General features: G+C 58.7%; 14 protein-coding genes. 7 read left to right on the top strand and 7 right to left on the bottom strand.

Features of this window, described 5'->3' with window-relative positions; genetic code table 11:
• Positions 1–46 precede the first annotated feature (46 nt).
• Entirely contained in the window at positions 47–394 is a 348-nt protein-coding gene (locus KI617_RS12435) for a PilZ domain-containing protein (RefSeq protein WP_226446718.1), read from the top strand.
• Between the two features lie 8 nt (positions 395–402).
• On the opposite strand, the gene ilvN is transcribed toward KI617_RS12435, so the two are convergent.
• The 4 genes from ilvN to KI617_RS12415 all read right to left on the bottom strand — a co-directional run bounded on the left by ilvN (position 403) and on the right by KI617_RS12415 (position 5,594).
• Positions 403–714 (bottom strand): acetolactate synthase small subunit, encoded by a 312-nt coding sequence (gene ilvN, locus KI617_RS12430; protein WP_226446716.1) that lies wholly within the window; start codon positions 712–714, stop codon positions 403–405.
• 1 nt (position 715) lies between these two features.
• Positions 716–2,386, bottom strand: coding sequence for an acetolactate synthase large subunit (gene ilvB, locus KI617_RS12425; protein ID WP_226446714.1), 1,671 nt, complete (start codon positions 2,384–2,386; stop codon positions 716–718).
• Between the two features lie 367 nt (positions 2,387–2,753).
• Complete coding sequence (locus tag KI617_RS12420; protein WP_226446712.1) at positions 2,754–3,014, bottom strand: hypothetical protein; 261 nt, start codon at positions 3,012–3,014, stop codon at positions 2,754–2,756.
• 120 nt (positions 3,015–3,134) lie between these two features.
• Entirely contained in the window at positions 3,135–5,594 is a 2,460-nt protein-coding gene (locus tag KI617_RS12415) for an MASE3 domain-containing protein (RefSeq protein WP_226446710.1), read from the bottom strand.
• 252 nt (positions 5,595–5,846) lie between these two features.
• On the opposite strand from KI617_RS12415, the gene KI617_RS12410 reads away from it, so the two are divergent.
• Together KI617_RS12410 and KI617_RS12405 are read left to right on the top strand one after the other, a co-directional pair.
• Positions 5,847–7,148 (top strand): GGDEF domain-containing response regulator, encoded by a 1,302-nt coding sequence (locus tag KI617_RS12410; RefSeq protein WP_226446708.1) that lies wholly within the window; start codon positions 5,847–5,849, stop codon positions 7,146–7,148.
• A gap of 133 nt (positions 7,149–7,281) precedes the next feature.
• Positions 7,282–8,967, top strand: a complete 1,686-nt coding sequence (locus tag KI617_RS12405; protein WP_226446699.1) for a CorA family divalent cation transporter — start codon at positions 7,282–7,284, stop codon at positions 8,965–8,967.
• 21 nt (positions 8,968–8,988) lie between these two features.
• Here KI617_RS12405 and KI617_RS12400 read toward each other — a convergent pair whose 3' ends face one another.
• The 3 genes from KI617_RS12400 to KI617_RS12390 all read right to left on the bottom strand — a co-directional run bounded on the left by KI617_RS12400 (position 8,989) and on the right by KI617_RS12390 (position 12,052).
• Positions 8,989–9,780: a hypothetical protein gene (locus KI617_RS12400; protein ID WP_226446697.1), complete on the bottom strand. Its 792-nt coding sequence runs from the start codon at positions 9,778–9,780 to the stop codon at positions 8,989–8,991.
• A 186-nt stretch (positions 9,781–9,966) separates the two neighbouring features.
• Positions 9,967–11,499 (bottom strand): fumarate hydratase, encoded by a 1,533-nt coding sequence (locus KI617_RS12395; RefSeq protein WP_226446695.1) that lies wholly within the window; start codon positions 11,497–11,499, stop codon positions 9,967–9,969.
• A gap of 13 nt (positions 11,500–11,512) precedes the next feature.
• The gene (locus KI617_RS12390) at positions 11,513–12,052 is read right to left on the bottom strand and encodes a TIGR00645 family protein (protein ID WP_226446693.1); all 540 of its coding nucleotides are present in this window, start codon (positions 12,050–12,052) and stop codon (positions 11,513–11,515) included.
• 272 nt (positions 12,053–12,324) lie between these two features.
• On the opposite strand from KI617_RS12390, the gene acs reads away from it, so the two are divergent.
• The 4 genes from acs to KI617_RS12370 all read left to right on the top strand — a co-directional run bounded on the left by acs (position 12,325) and on the right by KI617_RS12370 (position 17,832).
• Positions 12,325–14,289 (top strand): acetate--CoA ligase, encoded by a 1,965-nt coding sequence (gene acs, locus KI617_RS12385; RefSeq protein WP_226446692.1) that lies wholly within the window; start codon positions 12,325–12,327, stop codon positions 14,287–14,289.
• A gap of 248 nt (positions 14,290–14,537) precedes the next feature.
• Positions 14,538–14,732 (top strand): hypothetical protein, encoded by a 195-nt coding sequence (locus KI617_RS12380; protein WP_226446690.1) that lies wholly within the window; start codon positions 14,538–14,540, stop codon positions 14,730–14,732.
• The gene (locus KI617_RS12375; RefSeq protein WP_226446689.1) at positions 14,733–17,444 is read left to right on the top strand and encodes an ATP-binding protein; all 2,712 of its coding nucleotides are present in this window, start codon (positions 14,733–14,735) and stop codon (positions 17,442–17,444) included.
• 16 nt (positions 17,445–17,460) lie between these two features.
• Positions 17,461–17,832 (top strand): response regulator transcription factor, encoded by a 372-nt coding sequence (locus KI617_RS12370; RefSeq protein WP_226446688.1) that lies wholly within the window; start codon positions 17,461–17,463, stop codon positions 17,830–17,832.
• The last annotated feature ends 4 nt before the right edge of the window (positions 17,833–17,836 follow it).

The following is a 17,836-nucleotide window of genomic DNA, read 5'->3' as shown; positions in this document are numbered from 1 at the left end:
CGGAGCGTGGGAAAATGTGAACTCGATAGTCCGCTGGAAATTTATCGTGAGAGAACGTCGTCGCGCCCCCCGTGTTTATCTGAAAGGTCACGTCAGTCTGAGTATTGGCGGGCACATGCTGGAGTTGCCGGCGGCGGATATATCGGTGTCTGGCGTCGGTGTGCTGATTGACGCTGCCATTCTGGGATCCAAGCCGAGTGGCGAAGTGGGCGTCTGCCGGATTGACTCGCCGGACCTGGGCGGTACGATCGAGGCCTACGTCAGCGTGATGCGGATCCGCCGCATGGGCGAGCGGCGCCTGGTCGGTCTGCGCTTCGAGTCGATCAGTGACGATGAGCTGGAACTGATCCGCGAATACAAGCGGAAGTGCCGGGAAAACCCGGCAGCTTCCTGATTGGATGTTCAGGGTCGGAAGAAGCTCTCCAGATCCTGAAACACAGCATGGTCCGCGTTGTGCCGGCGGATGGCGATGACATCCTCTAGTTTTTCCACCTGTTTCATCATCTGCGGTAAACGTTGATCTTCAATGAGCATCAGCCAGATGCGGCTCTGGCTGCCATCGCCGACTGGCAGGCAGAGGATGCCTTCGACGTTATAGGCGCGCCGGGAGAACAGGCCGACAACGTGTGACATCACGCCGGGATGATTGTTGACGTCGATTTCCAGCACGGCGCGGGCAAGGGCGTTTTGTTCGTTTTTCGCGATTGCGTTCATTTCAGGCTCCAATCATGTCGCGGTTGGCGGCACCCGGCGGCACCATGGGGTAGACCTTCTGCTCGGCATCAATGCTGACGTGGATCAGGCAGGGACCCGGGCGGGCGATGGCTTCCATCAATGCGGCGCACGGGTTGGCCGCCTGATCGAGGTCGATGGCAGCAATGCCGAAGCCCTGCGCGATCTTGATGAAGTCCGGCGACGATTTGAACTGTGAGGCAAATAGTCGTTCACCATAGAACAGCGTCTGCTGCTGGTGCACCAGACCGAGCGTCGCGTTATCCATCAGCACGATTTTGATATTGACGTTTTCCTCGGCGGCGGTGACCAGTTCCTGGATATTCATCAGGATGGAGCCGTCGCCGGTGAAGCAGATTACGGTGCGCTGTGGCTCGGCCAGGGCGGCGCCGATAGCTGCCGGTACGCCGAAGCCCATGGTGCCAAGGCCGCCGGAAGTCAGCCACTGGCGAGGCCGGCGCAGTGGGTAGGCTTGGGCCACCCACATCTGGTGCTGGCCCACGTCGGTGGTGATGGTCGCTTCATTGTCCAGGCAGGCGGCAACGGTGCGGATCAGCCCGAAGTGCGAACGCGGGTTGTCGCTGCCGGACATATCGAACGGAAATTCAGCCTTCAAGGCATTGCTGCGCTCAACCCAGAGCGTTCGGTTTGTCTGAGTCACGCTTGGTAGCAATTGGTTGAGCGCCTCCTGTACATCAGCGGTGATAGCGATGTGTGCCGTCTTGATCTTGTCGAGTTCGGCCGGGTCGATGTCGATATGAATGATCTTCGCCTGCGGGCAAAAAGCAGCCACCTTGCCGGTCGCTCTATCGTCAAAGCGGGCGCCGATGGCGATCAGCAGGTCGCATTCTTCGAGTGCCAGGTTGGTGTAACGTGCGGCATGCATGCCCAGCATGCCAAGGGCCAGTGGGTGATCGACCGGCATGGTGCCGAGTGCCATCAGCGTCATCACGGTCGGCAAGCCGGCTTTTTCGGCAAGCTCGACCGCACTCTCTGCCGCGCCTGAGTGCACGACACCTCCGCCCAGATAGAGGATCGGCCGCTCGGCTGCATTGATCATGCTTGCCGCCTCGGCAATCAGCACCGGGTCGGCCGGAGCAGCGGGCTGGGCACGGCCGGGTTCCGGCCATTCGCTGATTTCGATCGCCTGGGTCTGCACGTCCTTCGGGATGTCGATCAGTACTGGCCCGGGCCGGCCCGAGGCGGCGATCTCGAAGGCGCGGGGAATCACGGCGAGCAGTTCTTCGGCTGAGGAAACCAGGAAATTGTGCTTGGTGATCGGGATGGAAAGGCCGTAGGTGTCGACTTCCTGAAAAGCATCGGTGCCGATCATCGCCTTGGGTACCTGCCCGGTGATGGCAACCAGCGGGATCGAGTCGAGCTTGGCGTCAGCGATGGCCGTCAGCAGATTGGTCGCACCTGGGCCGGAGGATGCGAGGCAGACGGCCGGCTGACCGGTAGCGCGTGCCATGCCCTGAGCCATGAAGCCAGCTCCCTGCTCGTGGCGGGCCAGCACATGGTGGATGGCGGTCGACTGCCCAAGTGCATCGTAGATCGGCAGGATGGCGCCGCCGGGAATGCCGGCAACGGTGCGGATGCCCTGGCGTTCGAGCAGGCGGATGGTGATCTGGGCGCCGGTAAGGGTTTCTGTCATGGAGCTTTCCTTTCGGTTGGTGGCGCAACCGGCGGGCTCCAAAACAAAACCCCCGCCGGTTTGCGCCGGCGGGGGTTGGGAATTTTGTGCTGCTTCTGCTTACCCGATCCGCGACGGCGTGTCCGTAACGACGCCTACGACGACTACGCGTACGACGACCGGCAGCACTGCGCGGGCAGTGTTGGAGCGGTGGGCAGTACGGGCAGCGTTCATGCGGATTTGGGATTCGTGAAATTTAGAAGAGGGCTAACTATCGCTGAGTCAAAACTGAAAATCAAGCCCATTAACAACAGGGTTATTGGGCTTGATCAAGTTGGTACACGGGGTCTGATGCACTGTTTTTAGAATCTTGGCGGGCAATATCGCTCTATGCTGCGATGGCCAGGCCATTGACTTTAACGTTTGCCAAGCGGCGCATTTCCGCACGCAGGGCGACTTGCTGGCCAGCCGTGATCATGCGCTGCCCGGCGCTCCCGCTCCAGTCGAACTGGACGTCGCTGGCTAATACCCCGGCCCGATGTAAGACATTGGCCATTTCACGGAGATCAGACTGCTCAATGTGGCGACCATCGCTTAACGATGCAACGAATTCGTTCTTGAACAGCACAATGTTTGCACTAATTGTCATATCAATACCTCCTGCACATACGTTACTGCAATGTTGTTTGGGTATCCGTGGCAAATTCCACACTCTGTCATAAACAGTTTTTCAAATTGCCGGAATAGGGGAGAGGCCTGGGGTTGCCGCTCAGGCGATTGAAGCCGGCTGGCGCTGGGTCTCCGGAATGCTGTTCTCTGGCCAGCCTGTCGCTTGCAGCCAGTAGCTGACTTTTGCCAGCAAGTCATCGAAATTGAATGGTTTTCCCAGGAAATCGTTCATTCCGGCTTCGTTGGCTTGCGCCTTGTGCTCTGGCTGGACATTGGCCGTCAGGGCGATGATGGGGATTTCTTCATACCCCGCGATACGGCGAATTTGTCGGGTTGCGTCCAACCCATTCAGGATGGGCATCTGCATATCCATCAGGATCAGATCGAAAAGTTCCGCCTTGGCCTGATCAAGGGCGCTTTGGCCATTTTCTGCCAGTGATACGCTGACCTGAAGCTCGGACAGTATCTCGGTCAGGATCATGCTATTCAGCGGTTCGTCATCGACGACCAGTATGCGAGCCCCCTTGAGACTCTCGGATCGTGTCGATGAAGCTTCCGGGGGCGCGCCGGCATTCTGGCCCGGCACTTTTCCGACATTGATTTCAAAGCGGAAGACGCTGCCAACGCCAGACTGACTCTCAACCTGTGTTTTCCCATCCATCAATTGCACCAGTCGGCGGGTGATGGCGAGGCCCAGGCCGGAACCCCCGTATTTCCGGTTGATACCGCCATCGGCCTGTTCGAAATCTTCAAATATGCTTTCCAGCTTTTCCGGTGGAATGCCGATGCCGGTATCACGGACTTCAAAACACAGCCGCAGGCGGGAGCCCTCATCGGAGAGAACGAAGGCGCGGACGCTGATGCTGCCCTGTTCGGTAAATTTGACTGCATTGCCGACGATGTTGATCAGTACCTGGAGAATCTGCACCGAGTCACCGTGAAGTTGGGGCGGCAGATTGAAATCTGCCTGGTATGCCAATCCTTTGGCCTGGGCGTTGGTGCCACAGATCGAGTCCAGTTTTTCCTTCAGCGTTGAGGTCGAGAAAACCGCATTTTCGATCACAAATCGGCCTGCCTCGATGCGGGCCAGGTCGAGGACGTTATTAACCACGTCTTTCATGTGTGAAGCGGTGGCCAGTAATTTATCGAGCAGCAACTGGCATTTTGGGTCATTGAGCTTGCCTTTTAAAATGTTGCCCAGGCCGAGAATGCCGTGCAGTGGCGTTCGCAGTTCGTGACTCATGTTGGACAGGAAGGCACTTTTTGCCCGACTCGCGGCATCGGCCGCTTCCTTGGCAATGGACAGATCATGTGTTCTGACACTCACCAGTTCTTCCAGATGGTCGCGATGGGATAACAACTCCTGTTCGGCCATTTTTTGCGCCGTGATGTCCTGGTGAGTGCCAAACATCCAGAGCGGTTTGCCATCAGCAGCCCAAGTCGCAACGCGACCCCGATCGAGTACCCACACCCAGTGGCCATCCTTGTGGCGCATGCGGACAACGCATTCGTAATAGGGGATCTCGCCGGAAAAATGCTGTTCAAGCAAAAATCGCGATGTCTGAATATCGTCCGGATGGACAAAGCGGATCCAGGTCTCGAAATTCACCGGCTGAAGTTCAGCCAGTTCATAGCCGATGATGTTGGCCCAGCGTTCATTGAAAATGACCGTGCTGGTCTGAACATTCCACTCCCACGTGCCGACGTTGGTGCCGTCCAGAATGGCGGCCAGGCGCTGCGCCTGCCGGCTGAGCGTACGTTGGGGCGCGCGTACACCTTCGGCGAAGAGGGCCCGATAAATCATCCAGTAAGCAAGGGCCTTGTAGACATGCCCAAGGAGATTGAAAAGGTCCGTGACATCCACGTAAAGCGTAAAGAACATCTCGGCCAGGCCGAGTATCCAGGCTGCAGCAGCAATCCAGCCAAGCTCCGGGCGATGGGTTTTCTTGCTGCGAAAATACAGGAGCAGGGCTGCGCTACCGTAGATAAAACTCAAACTGTATTCGGCGGCAATCTTGAAGAGGGTCAGGCCTTCCCCCGGTACAAATGTGCGGGGCAAAATGTCCGCATGAAATAGACCGACCCACCAAACCAGTGCGGCAACCACAAGCCCGCCAGACAACATCAGCCCGGAAGTTAGGGCTGACCATGTTCTTTCCGGCAAGGTTGCGAAGGCGAGAAGCGTCAGCGCTGCAATAAACCGGCCGGCCAGCCAGAAATTGATCGCTTTCTCCGGGGAACTGGGCGTTACCAGGCTTGGCATCCCGTTGTACGACAGGGTATGGGCCAGATCGATCAGGCAGACCACCAGCAGGCCAATCCCCATGAGCAGGTTGTTGCTGCTCCGGGGCTGTGTTCTCAGGTTCCAGGCCAGGCTGAAAACCATTGCCGAAATGGTCAGAGCAAGGAACTCGAGAACGCTATGCAGCGGAAGGTAGTGTTCCGGTGAGGCGAAGAATTTGGTCGGCGGCAGGGTATTGCCCAGTGCGAGAAGCAAGGTCAAGGCAACGACCAGATAGGTGGGGAACAAGTGTTCCCCAATGTCCTTGTTTCCCAGCATTTACAGTGCTTCTCCCCATGTTGTTGTCACTGAGCGATTTTCCAGGGGGCACACCTTAGCACTTTCAGTATGGCATTGGTATTTCGGTCTGTAAAAAACCAGGGTTTTATTGATACGGTTGCCGCTTTTTCTATTATTAACAAATATTTGCGTGTCTTTTGCTTGACTGCCAAGGCGGTGCCTCGCTTAAACTCTCGATCTGACGAAATATGACATTCAACCGTTTGAAACGGCTGGAAAATCGGACTAGACATGACGAATAAACGCAAGGTTCTGGTGGCTGATGCATCGAAAGTAGTTCGTGCCTCGCTGACCAAGCAACTGGCTGAGCATTTTGAAGTGCGAGAGGAAGCAAGTGGAGAGTCGGCATGGCAGACGCTCGTTCTCGACAGTGCCATTGTTGCCGTCGTTTCAGGCTTGAGCCTGACCCGGCTGGATGGGCTTGGCCTTGTCGAACGCATTCGGGCCAGCAAACTATCGCGTTTGAAAAATGTGCCTTTTTTTCTGGTGGTTTCCAGTTCCTTTTCGGCAGAAGACCGGGCACATGCGCGGAATTGCGGCGTAACGGACTTCATCTCCAAGGATGCCAGCAATCTTTCGCTGGAAGGTCTCATTGCCTCGCTGCAGGAATTTCGGGGTGAAGAGACCGAGGTGCTCGGGGGCTTTGTGGATCGTGTTTCCGGCGTCTTCCAACACGATACCGTGCCGCCGGCCGATGATGTACTCGATGATGTCGGGGTGCGGACCGACGTTGGGGTCAGCGACATCATGGGGCAGCTTGGCGGGCTGGCCGGGCTTGAGGAAGAAGAGAAAACGGATACCGATGTCTCTGATGACGTCTATTGCAACGAAGATGCCGTTCTGGCCCAGGAAAAGCTTGAGGAATGCCTGGCGAAGCGCTTGCCGCATGCCATAGAAGGCCACGGGGTGGGCATTCTGGCCTTTGGTCTGGATGGCTATGACGCCCTGGTTTCGCGCTATGGCGCCGAACTGGCAGCGAGAACCGCGCAGAAATTCTCCTTCATGCTGGCGAGAAAAATCAGGCCGGAGGACTGTATCGGCCAGCTCGCCAATGGCCTGGTCGTCATTGTGGCGCACTCGACGACATCGCCCGTTTGTGCCGGATTTGCCAATCGAATCTGCAAGGCAATGGCGGCGGCTCAGATATCGGTTCGCGGCAAGCGTATCGATCTGACGGTCAGCGTTGGTATCGCACTTGTTCCTGATGATGGCGTCGTATTGTCGGGGCAGGAACTGCTGCAACTGGCCTATGAGCGTCTGGAGCTTGCCAGACGTGCCGGTGGCAACCGGGTTGCGGCCAGTTCGGACTACCAAGGGTCCGGAATGGGTAGTTGTGACGCCTTCGTGCCGCAATTGAAGGAGCTTCTGGCTACGGTGGATCCGGCCGTTTTAAGGCCGTGTCTGGGGAATGTCGGCCTGCAACTGATGCCTATCCTAAAGGAACTCGAAAGAAGTTTCCGTTTCGGCCTGCCGATCGACGAAATGAACAAGCGCTTGTGGGACAGGGCGCGAGCCGAACGAATGGTGACCTGACCATTTGTCTCCCAAGTAGAAAAGCCGGCCAATGCCGGCTTTTCTACTTGGCGAATCTGTTCATAATGGCAGGGCTGCCAACTGACGGTGATTGTCCGGGCTGGCTCTTCCATGGCTTTCGATAGGCGTAGCAATGAGTATGGCAAACGGCGAATCCCGAAGCACTTCAACGCAGGACGAAAAGAGTTGCGCTTACGTCCGGCTGTTTCACGCCAGCCTGGTCTGGCCGTTGCAGCTTGAACCGCTGGCCGTCGATGCTAGCGATGGTCGGCATTGGGAGCTGTTCGAGTCGCGCTCGAATATTCACCCGTGGCAAAGGATCGATGATGAATTCACGGCCGATGCCAGCCAGTTCAAGGAGCGTCATTACCGGGAATTCGTCTCCTTCCTGCCCTATGTCCAGCGCTTTCTCTATGGTGAGGGTCGGTCGCGCAAGTCCTTGCCGGATGATCCGCCAGGCAATTCGCCGATGCACGTATTCCGGCGCAAGGATATTGCCCGCTTGCGCCTGACGCTGCGCAAAGGGCAGGCGCCGATCGAGTTGCACATCGTTCATCTTGACCTTTATTTTTTCCACGATCTCGATGTGGTGCAGCTCAATCTGGAGGTTCGCGGCAACGATCTGCCGCTGGCGACGGTTCGTGACATCCTCTTCCGCTTTGGTCGAGCCTATCCGTCGGGTTGGGAGGAGGGCGGCGAGGGGCTTCACAACGTCTATCTCGCCGAGTGGATCGGACTTGATGGTCAGGTCATCGCCCGCTCCGACGCCGAAAAGCGGGAGAAATATCTCAGTTACGTCTGCGAGCATCGCAGCCCCTGTATTTCTGAGCATTGGGCCAGCCTGCTGCGTCCGATGGTGCTGGCGCATTCCGATGAGGCAGGGGATCTGCGTTACCGCCTGATCGAATATCAGCGCATGCCGGTCATGGCCTTCCTGGCGGTCGATCAGCCGCGCGCCCTGAGCCGCGAGGACTGGGTGCGATTAGGCCTGGCAACCATGTTGCACCCGAACGAGACCTTGCCGATCAACGAGCCGATGGTCATCGAATTCGAAAAGCGGTTCTGTCAGGATCGTTTCTGGACCGACAGTGAGGCCGGGCCGAATACCCGCTTCATGTGCACCGGCAACGCCTTTACGGTGGTTGGCGATGCGGCGTTTCCTTTCTTTATGGACGGTGAACGCGGGGTATTGGCCCAGTTCCGTCACCAGTATTTTCTGGTCTTCCTGATTGCCCATCTGCACCGGGCATCGTTGCTGGCTTTCTCAGAAGTGCTGGTCGATGCGGTCAATGACCTCGATATTCGCAACGACGTTTCGGTCCGTCGTTTCAAGCGGCGCATCCGGGCCAATTTCGAAACCTTCCTGCGCTTCACGCACCGCTACTGGTTCCATGAACTGTCCGAACGGCCGCACGTTCAGGCGATGTATCGGCTGTGTGCAAACCATTTGCGCAACGATGAGATGTACGACGATGTCCGCGACGAAATTCGCGAAATGAGTCACTACCTCGATAGCGATTCACAGCGCCGGCAGTCCAACACCGTTGTCAGGCTGACCGTGATCACCATTCTCGGCTTGATCGCGACCGTGACGACTGGCTACTTCGGCATGAACATCATCCCGTTCGGCGAAGGTTCCTTACTGGAGCGTGCCGTACACGGCCTGGTCGCGACGTCCATTTTCATCGCCCTGGTGCTGTTTGCCGTCGCCAAGTCAAAACGGCTTTCGGATTTCCTCGAAGCCATGTCGGATGAAAGACTGACGCTGCTGGGCAAATTTCGCGCGCTGTGGGGTGTGGTGGGGCGGACCGAGCGCTGATTCGCTCGCCCGCCAATCATTTCAGTTTTTGTGTGGGTTGGCTGCAGTTCGAAGCATGCCGATTTCCTGCGCCGTTTCGGGGCCAATGAGCGTATCGGCCAGCCCGTCCGGGATTTCGGACGAGTTCGCCTCAATCGGGGTGCGGCCACCCATGATTTCGGCCATGGCTTGCGGTAGGCGAGGGTTGCGCTCCGGCTCGGCGTAACCCTGCGGATAGATCGGCTGCAGGGTGCTGAGGTCGTATTTGTCCGTGGCGCCGAAGGTGTGCAGCAGTTCATGGGCAATCACCACGTTGTTTTGCCGGCGCTGCTGGCGGCTGGCATAAGCGTGGATGATGCCGATCTGCCCTTTGGAAAGGCCCGTCGAATGCGGCACCACGCCGTTTCGTTCAGGATCGTGAAACAGCACGAATAGCCGAATATGCGGCTTTGGCCCGGCAATCTGATCATGCTGCGAAGCCCACCAACGAAATTTCAGACTCCACAGGATGGCATCCAGCACACTCGGCTGGCGGGGGGGCATTGGTGGCTGCTCGGTGATTGTCGGCGCGACGTTCAGGGCAATGGGCTGCAGCACCGAAAGGCCCGCCTTGTCCGTTTGTGCCTGCATCCATTGGGCAATCTCCTCAAAGCTGTCCTTGTTCAGACTATTGACGTAGCTGGTGGTGGCTGGCGAGTTGTCGGCTGCGATCGGGTAGATCGCCACATGAATCGTGTGCTCCCAGGCCGTCAGCCGGGAGTTTGAACGCCATGCGCTAAGGCCAACGGTGGCAAGGATGAGCAGCAGGATCAGGATGCGGAATTTGCGGAACATATTTTTTACTGGTTAGCCACCGCCAAACATTTGACGGAGGTTCATGTTTCTTCTGGTAGCCCTCAATCGATATTGCAATCATATCGCATACCACCTGCCTGCTCTTGAAGGGCATAAGCTGGTTAAGCGGCGCTCCCCAAAAAGAAACCCGGCCGAAGCCGGGTTTCTTTTTGGACTGGGTGGCAATCAGGCCTTGAGCGGAATCTTGCCGATCTTGACTTGCCATTCCTTCGGGCCGGTTTCATGCACGCTGATGCCTGAGGAGTCGACCGCAACGGTCACCGGCATGTTCTCGACATCAAACTCGTAGATGGCTTCCATGCCCAGATCGGCAAAGCCGACGACCTTGGCCGACTTGATAGCCTTGGCGACCAGGTAGGCGGCGCCGCCGACGGCCATCAGGTAAGCCGACTTGTTGTCCTTGATCGCCTCGATGGCGACCGGGCCGCGTTCGGATTTGCCGATCATCGAGATCAGGCCGGTCTGCTCGAGCATCATGCGGGTGAACTTGTCCATCCGGGTGCCGGTGGTCGGGCCGGCCGGGCCGACGACTTCGTCACGCACCGGATCGACCGGGCCGACGTAGTAAATGACGCGGTTGGTGAAGTCGACCGGCAGCTTTTCGCCCTTGGCCAGCATGTCGGAAATCCGCTTGTGGGCGGCATCGCGGCCGGTCAGCATCTTGCCGTTGAGGAGCAGCTTCTGGCCCGGTTTCCAGGCGGCAACTTCTTCCTTGGTCAGCGTGTTCAGGTTGACCTGAGTCGCCGACTTGAGGTCCGGCGTCCAGGTGACGGCCGGCCAGTCTTCCAGCTTCGGCACTTCGAGCTTGGCCGGGCCGGAGCCGTCCAGATGGAAATGGCAGTGACGCGTTGCGGCGCAGTTCGGGACCAGGGCAACCGGCAGGTTGGCGGCGTGGCAGGGATAATCCAGCACCTTGACGTCGAGCACGGTGGTCAGGCCGCCCAGGCCCTGGGCGCCGACGCCCAGGGCGTTGATCTTTTCCATCAGTTCAAGGCGCAGTTCTTCCGGACGGGTCAGCTTGGTGCCGGTGGCGGCCTTGGCTTTCAGTTCATGGATGTCGACCGGCGCCATGATCGATTCCTTGGCCAGCAGCATCGCCTTTTCCGGCGTGCCGCCGATGCCGATGCCGATGATGCCGGGCGGACACCAGCCGGCGCCCATTTCCGGGATCTTCTTGAGTACCCAGTCGACGAGATCGTCGGACGGGTTGAGCATGGCGAACTTGGACTTGGCTTCGGAGCCGCCGCCCTTGGCAGCACAGATCACTTCGACGTGATGGCCGGGAACAATTTCGAAATGGACGACGGCCGGGGTGTTGTCCTTGGTGTTCTTGCGGGCGCCGGCCGGGTCGGCCAGCACCGAGGCGCGCAGCGGGTTGTCCGGGTTGCCGTAGGCGCGGCGAACGCCTTCGTCGATCATCTGCTGGATGCTCATCGTCGCATCCGGCCAGGTGACCTGCATACCGACCTTGATGAAGACCATGCCGATACCGGTGTCCTGGCAGATCGGGCGGTGACCTTCGGCGGACATCCGGGAGTTGGTCAGGATCTGGGCAATGGCGTCCTTGGCAGCGGGGGATTCTTCGCGCTCATAGGCTTCACCCAATGCCTTGATGTAATCCAGCGGGTGGTAGTAGCTGATGTACTGGAAAGCATCGGCGACGGACTGGATCAGGTCTTCCTGTTTGATGGCGGTCATGCGCAACTCCGGGTCAGTGGTTTTTTTGATGTTGCAGGGCAAGGGTCTGGGTCATGGTCTTGTCGACAAGCGCCATGGCCAGGGCGGAGAAAAGGAATACGACGTGAATGACGACCTGCCACATCAAGGTGTGCTCGGACAGGTTGGCGGCATTGATGAAGCTCTTCAGCAGGTGGATCGACGAGATGCCGATGATAGCCGTCGACAGCTTGATCTTGAGCACGCCGGCATTGACGTGGGAAAGCCATTCCGGCTGATCCGGATGGTCTTCGAGGTCGAGGCGCGAGACGAAGGTTTCGTAGCCGCCAACAATTACCATGACCAGCAGATTGGCAATCATCACGACGTCAATCAGGCCAAGCACGGACAGCATGATCTCGGCTTCACTGATGTGTGCGGCGTCGATGGCGTTATGAACCAAATGGCTCAGTTCGACCATGAACAGCCAGCAATAGACGACCTGGGCAACGATCAGGCCAAGATACAGCGGGGCCTGTATCCAGCGACTGGCGAAGATGAACGATTCGAGGTGTTTGATTGGCGAGCGCATCATCTATGGGTGGGGTTGGGGGACCAGAAGTTTACCACGCCAAATTGCCGAGCCGCGGGCGGGTAGTCATTGGCATGAAATGTTACCGAATTGCTGCGGCGCAGCGTGATTTCGTAAGGCCTTTGTAAGAATATCGACGTCTAATGCCGCATCAACGCTGGCGAGGGGATTGAAGTGTTCTCCAGCTTGCGCGGCTTTACACAGTCCCGGGGTCAAGCCCGAGATCCAATCGGTTGTTTCAACATAAATTGCGAAGTACCGCAGAGGAGAAGAATATGTCGAATGAGTCCGTGCAGCTAATTTATCCGTCTGACGAAATGGTCAAGAACGCGGCGGTTTCGGGGATGGACGCCTATCGGGCGCTGTGCGCGGAAGCGGAAGCCGACTACCCGGAATTCTGGGCCAAGCGCGCCCGTGAAATGATCACGTGGAAGCAGCCGTTTACCCAGTCGCTTGACGAGTCCAACGCCCCCTTCTTCAAATGGTTTGCCGATGGCAAGCTGAACGTTTCCTACAACTGCCTCGACCGTAACGTCGAAGCCGGTCTCGGCGAAAAAGTCGCCCTGATTTTCGAAGCCGACAACGGCGAAGTCACCAAGGTCACCTACAAGGAACTGCTCTCCAAGGTTGCCAAGTTCGCCAATGCCCTGCGCGGCATGGGTGTCAAGAAGGGTGATCGCGTCGTCATCTACATGCCGATGACCGTTGAAGGCATCTGCGCGATGCAGGCTTGCGCCCGTATCGGTGCCATCCATTCCATCGTTTTCGGCGGCTTCTCCGCTCAGTCCCTGCGCGATCGTATCAACGACGCCGGCGCTGTTGCCCTGATCACCTCCGACGGTCAGTTCCGCGGCGGCAAGGCTATTCCCCTGAAGCCGATTGCTGACGAAGCTTTCGCCATGGGCGGCTGCGAATCCGTCAAGAACGTTATCGTCTTCAAGCGCACCGGCGCCGAAGTCAATATGGTTGCCGGCCGCGATACCTGGCTGCACGACGCCGTAGCCAACCAGTCTGACGTTTGCGAACCGGAATGGGTTGAAGCCGAACACCCGCTGTTCCTGCTCTACACCTCGGGTTCCACCGGCAAGCCGAAGGGTGTCCAGCACTCGACCGGCGGCTACCTGCTGCACGCCATCATGACCATGAAGTGGACCTTCGACATCAAGCCGAACGATGTCTTCTGGTGCACGGCCGACATCGGCTGGGTCACGGGCCACACCTACATCACCTACGGCCCACTGGCCTGCGGCGCGACTGAAGTCGTCTTCGAAGGCGTCCCGACTTACCCGGATGCCGGTCGTTTCTGGAAGATGATCCAGGATCACAAGGTCTCCATCTTCTACACCGCCCCGACCGCCATCCGTTCGTTGATCAAGTCCTCTGACAACAACGCTGCTGTGCATCCGAAGAGCTACGACCTGTCTTCGCTGCGCATCCTCGGTTCGGTCGGCGAGCCGATCAACCCGGCGGCCTGGACGTGGTACTACGAGAACGTTGGCGGCGGCCGTTGCCCGATCGTCGATACCTTCTGGCAAACCGAAACCGGTGGTCACATGATCACTCCGCTGCCGGGCGCAACCCCGCTGGTTCCGGGTTCCTGCACCCTGCCGTTCCCGGGCATCCAGTTCGCCGTGGTCGATGAGACCGGTGCCGATCTGCCGTGGGGCCAGGGCGGTATCCTGGTCTGCAAGAAGCCTTGGCCGTCGATGATCCGCACGATCTGGAACGACGACGAGCGCTTCGTCAAGTCCTACTATCCGCAAGACTTCCAGGGCAAGTACTACCTGGCTGGCGACGGCGCGATTCGCGACAAGGACACCGGCTACTTCACCATCACCGGCCGTATCGACGACGTGCTGAACGTTTCCGGCCACCGCATGGGCACGATGGAAATCGAATCTGCCCTGGTTGCCAATCCGCTGGTTGCCGAAGCTGCCGTTGTTGGCCGCCCGGATGACCTGACCGGTGAAGCCATCGTCGCCTTCGTGGTGTTGAAGGGCTCCCGCCCGACCGATCCGGAAACCACCAAGAAGCTGATCAAGGAACTGTCTGACTGGGTGGGCAAGGAAATCGGTCCGATTGCCAAGCCGAAGGACATCCGTTTCGGTGACAACCTGCCGAAGACCCGTTCGGGCAAGATCATGCGCCGTCTGCTGCGCGGTCTGGCCAAGGGCGAGGAACTGACGCAAGACACGTCTACGCTCGAAAATCCGGCCATTCTGGAACAGTTGAAGGGCTAAGAAAAATGGCACCGGGTTTCGCCCCAACAGGCAAAACCCGGTTGCCAGCGGACAGTCTTCGGGTTGTCCGTGCAGTACAGTCAAAAGGAAATGGCGCACTTGCCTGGCCGTTTCTATCGAACAAGGGGCAAGGAGGAGACAATGGTCGCCCATAAGGTGGCCTCCCGTGTGGACGCATCTGGCCACATTCCCGAACGGCTGGCACGCTTGGCGTGCCGGCCGTTTTTATTTTGTGCGGAGGGTCGGGGGTGAAACGAGCAAATCCGATCCGGCAACGACTGGCTGCGCTCAGCCTGCTCGGTGTGCCGCTGCTGACCTATCCCTTGCTCAGTTTGCCTGATGGCAGCCTGGGGGGCATTCCGGCAAGCTATCTCTATCTCTTCGGTGTCTGGGCCGGGCTGATTGCATTGGCCGCCTGGGTGGCCGAGCGGCGGGGCAAGTAAATGCTGTCCGGATGGTTCATCGCCCTGCTGGCGGCGGCCTATCTTGGCCTGTTGTTCGGTGTGGCGCGTTTTGGCGACGCGCGGGCCGATGCCGGCAAGTCGATTATTTCCGCCAATGTCTACGCGCTGTCGCTGGCCGTTTATTGCACTTCCTGGACTTTCTACGGCAGTGTCGGACGGGCAACCTCGGGCGGGCTCTCCTTCCTGACCATCTATCTCGGCCCGACCCTGATGCTGCTGTGCGTCGGCGTCATCATCAAGATGATCCGCATCAGCAAGGCGCAGCGCATTACCTCGATTGCCGACTTCATCGCCTCGCGCTACGGCAAGAGCCAGTTGCTGGCCGGCATGGTTACGGTCATCGCAGTCATTGGTGTGGTGCCTTACATTGCGCTGCAATTGAAGGCGATGGCGGCCAGTCTTGATGTCCTGCTGGCGCACTCCGGCAGTTCCGTGCAGTTCTGGGGGCTGGATTCAACGTTTCTGATTGCCGCCGTTCTCGCACTTTTCTCCATCCTGTTCGGAACACGCCATCTCGATGCGACGGAGCGGCACGAGGGCATGGTAGCCGCCGTGGCTTTCGAGTCGGTGGTCAAACTCATCGCCTTCATGGCGGTCGGCCTGTTTGTGACTTATGGCATGTTTGGCGGACTGGGCGATCTGTTCCAACGGGCAGCGGCGAGTCCGGAGCTGGGCCGTCTCCTGCAACTGGATTCGAGTCGGGCCGGAACGTGGACTGCGCTGATCGTGCTCTCCGGCCTGGCGATCATTTTCTTGCCACGCCAGTTCCAGATCATTGTGGTTGAAAACGTCGATGAGTCCCACCTCAAGCGCGCTGTCTGGCTCTTTCCGCTTTATCTGCTGCTGATCAATATCTTCGTGCTGCCGCTGGCGCTCGGTGGCCTGCTGCATTTTGGCGGGCAGGGATTCAATCCGGATACCTTCGTGTTGACGCTGCCTCTGGCGCGTGGCGCCGAGGCGCTGGCGCTGCTCGCTTTCATTGGTGGCCTGTCGGCGGCGACCGGCATGGTGATCGTTGAAACCATCGCCCTGTCGACCATGGTCTGCAACGATCTGGTCATGCCCTGGCTGTTGCGCTCGCCCTGGTTGCAGGCAGAAAAACGACAGGATCTTTCCGGCTTGTTGATTGGCATCCGGCGCGTCGCCATCGCGTTGATCCTGCTCCTTGGCTATATCTATTTCCGGGCGGCTGGCGAAGCCTATGCGCTGGTTGGTATCGGTCTGATTTCATTTACGGCGGTTGCCCAGTTTGCCCCGGCCATGTTCGGTGGCATGTACTGGAAGCAGGGCACGCGGGCCGGCGCCGTGGCCGGGTTATCAGCCGGCTTTGCGATCTGGCTTTACACCTTGTTGCTGCCGTCGTTTGCCAAGTCCGGCTGGATGGCGAGCGGCTTTGTCGAGCATGGCCTGTTCGGCATCGGCTGGCTGAAGGCGCAGGCCTTGTTTGGCCTGGGCGGACTGGACGAAATATCGCATTGCCTGTGGTGGAGCATGCTGGCCAATATTGGTGCTTATGTGGCGGTATCGCTGAACTCGACGCCGGATGCCGTGGAGGCTAGCCAGGCAGAACGTTTCGTCGATGTCTTTCGCTTTGATCCACGCAAGGCCGAGGCCAGGCTGTGGCGTGGCAAAGCTTCGCTGGACGCCCTGGTCGGCCTGCTTGAACGATTTTTGGGGGCGTCGCGGGCGCACCAGCAATTGAGCCTCTATGCCCAGGGCAGGGGGCTGGCTGATTGGCGCAGCCTGCCTGTCGACGCGCAGTTCGTGCAGTTTGCCGAAGCCGAGCTGGCCGGGGCGATTGGTTCGGCCAGTGCCCGGGTGATGGTGGCTTCGGTGGCGCAGGAAGAAGATCTCGGCCTGGAAGAGGTGCTCGATATTCTCGACGAGGCGACCCAGGTACGGGCCCACAGCCGCGAACTGGAAGCCAAGCAGCGTGAGCTCGAAGCGGCAACGAGTGAGCTGCGCGAGGCGAATGAACGTCTGCGCGAACTGGACCGCATGAAGGACGATTTCATCTCGACCGTGACGCATGAGCTGCGCACGCCGCTGACATCGATTCGGGCCTTGTCCGAAATGCTGCATGAAGACCCGCGGCTGGAGCTGGCTGACCGGACGCGATTTCTCGGCATCATCGTCGGTGAAGCCGAGCGGCTGACTCGGCTGATCAACCAGATTCTCGATATGGCCAAGCTGGAGTCTGGGCGCGCGGAATGGACGACCGGCGAAGTCGATCTCGGCGAGATTGCCCGCGAGACCATGGATTCGGTCGGCCAGTTGTTCCGTGAGAAGGGCGTGCTGCTGGAGGGCGATATTCCCGCCAGCGGGCCGATCGTACTGGCTGATCGTGATCGCTTGACGCAGGTTTTGATCAACCTGTTGTCGAATGCCGTCAAATTCGTGCCGGGGGAGCTTGGCTGTGTTCAGGTCAAGGTTGGCGTCGATGGCCAGATGGTTCGGGTCGAGGTCAAGGACAACGGACCGGGTTTGACGCATGAAGAGTGCGATGTCATTTTCGAGAAATTCCGGCAGGGTGGAAACACCCTGACCGGCAAGCCTAAAGGCACGGGTCTGGGCTTGCCGATCAGTCGGCAGATCATCGAATATTTCGGTGGTAAGCTTTGGGTTGAAAGCCACCCGGGCGAGGGTGCGAATTTCATTTTCACGGTGCCCTTACCGGCATCGGAGGAATAACAAGGGAGACAAACATATGACCAAAAAAATCCTTATCGTCGATGACGAACCGAATATCGTCATCTCGCTTGAGTTCTTGATGAAAAAAGAGGGCTTCGATGTCGCCGTCGCCGTCGACGGTGAAGAGGCTCTGGCCAAGGTGGCGAGCTTCAGCCCCGACCTCGTTCTGCTCGACGTGATGATGCCGAAGAAATCCGGCTTTGAAGTCTGCGAAGCCTTGCGCGCCGACCCCGCCAGAACGGGTTTGCAGATTGTCATGCTGACCGCCAAGGGACGCGATACCGAGGTGGCCAAAGGCCTGGCGATCGGGGCTGATGCCTACGTCACCAAGCCGTTTTCGACCAAGGATCTGGTCGCCAAGGTCAAGACCATGCTCGGGGTTGCCTGATCGC

The sequence above is a fragment of the Ferribacterium limneticum genome, assembly GCF_020510625.1.
Lineage (GTDB): Bacteria > Pseudomonadota > Gammaproteobacteria > Burkholderiales > Rhodocyclaceae > Azonexus > Azonexus limneticus_A.
The sequence above is the reverse complement of the archived record's forward strand: the minus strand, read 5'-3'. Positions and strand labels throughout refer to the sequence as shown.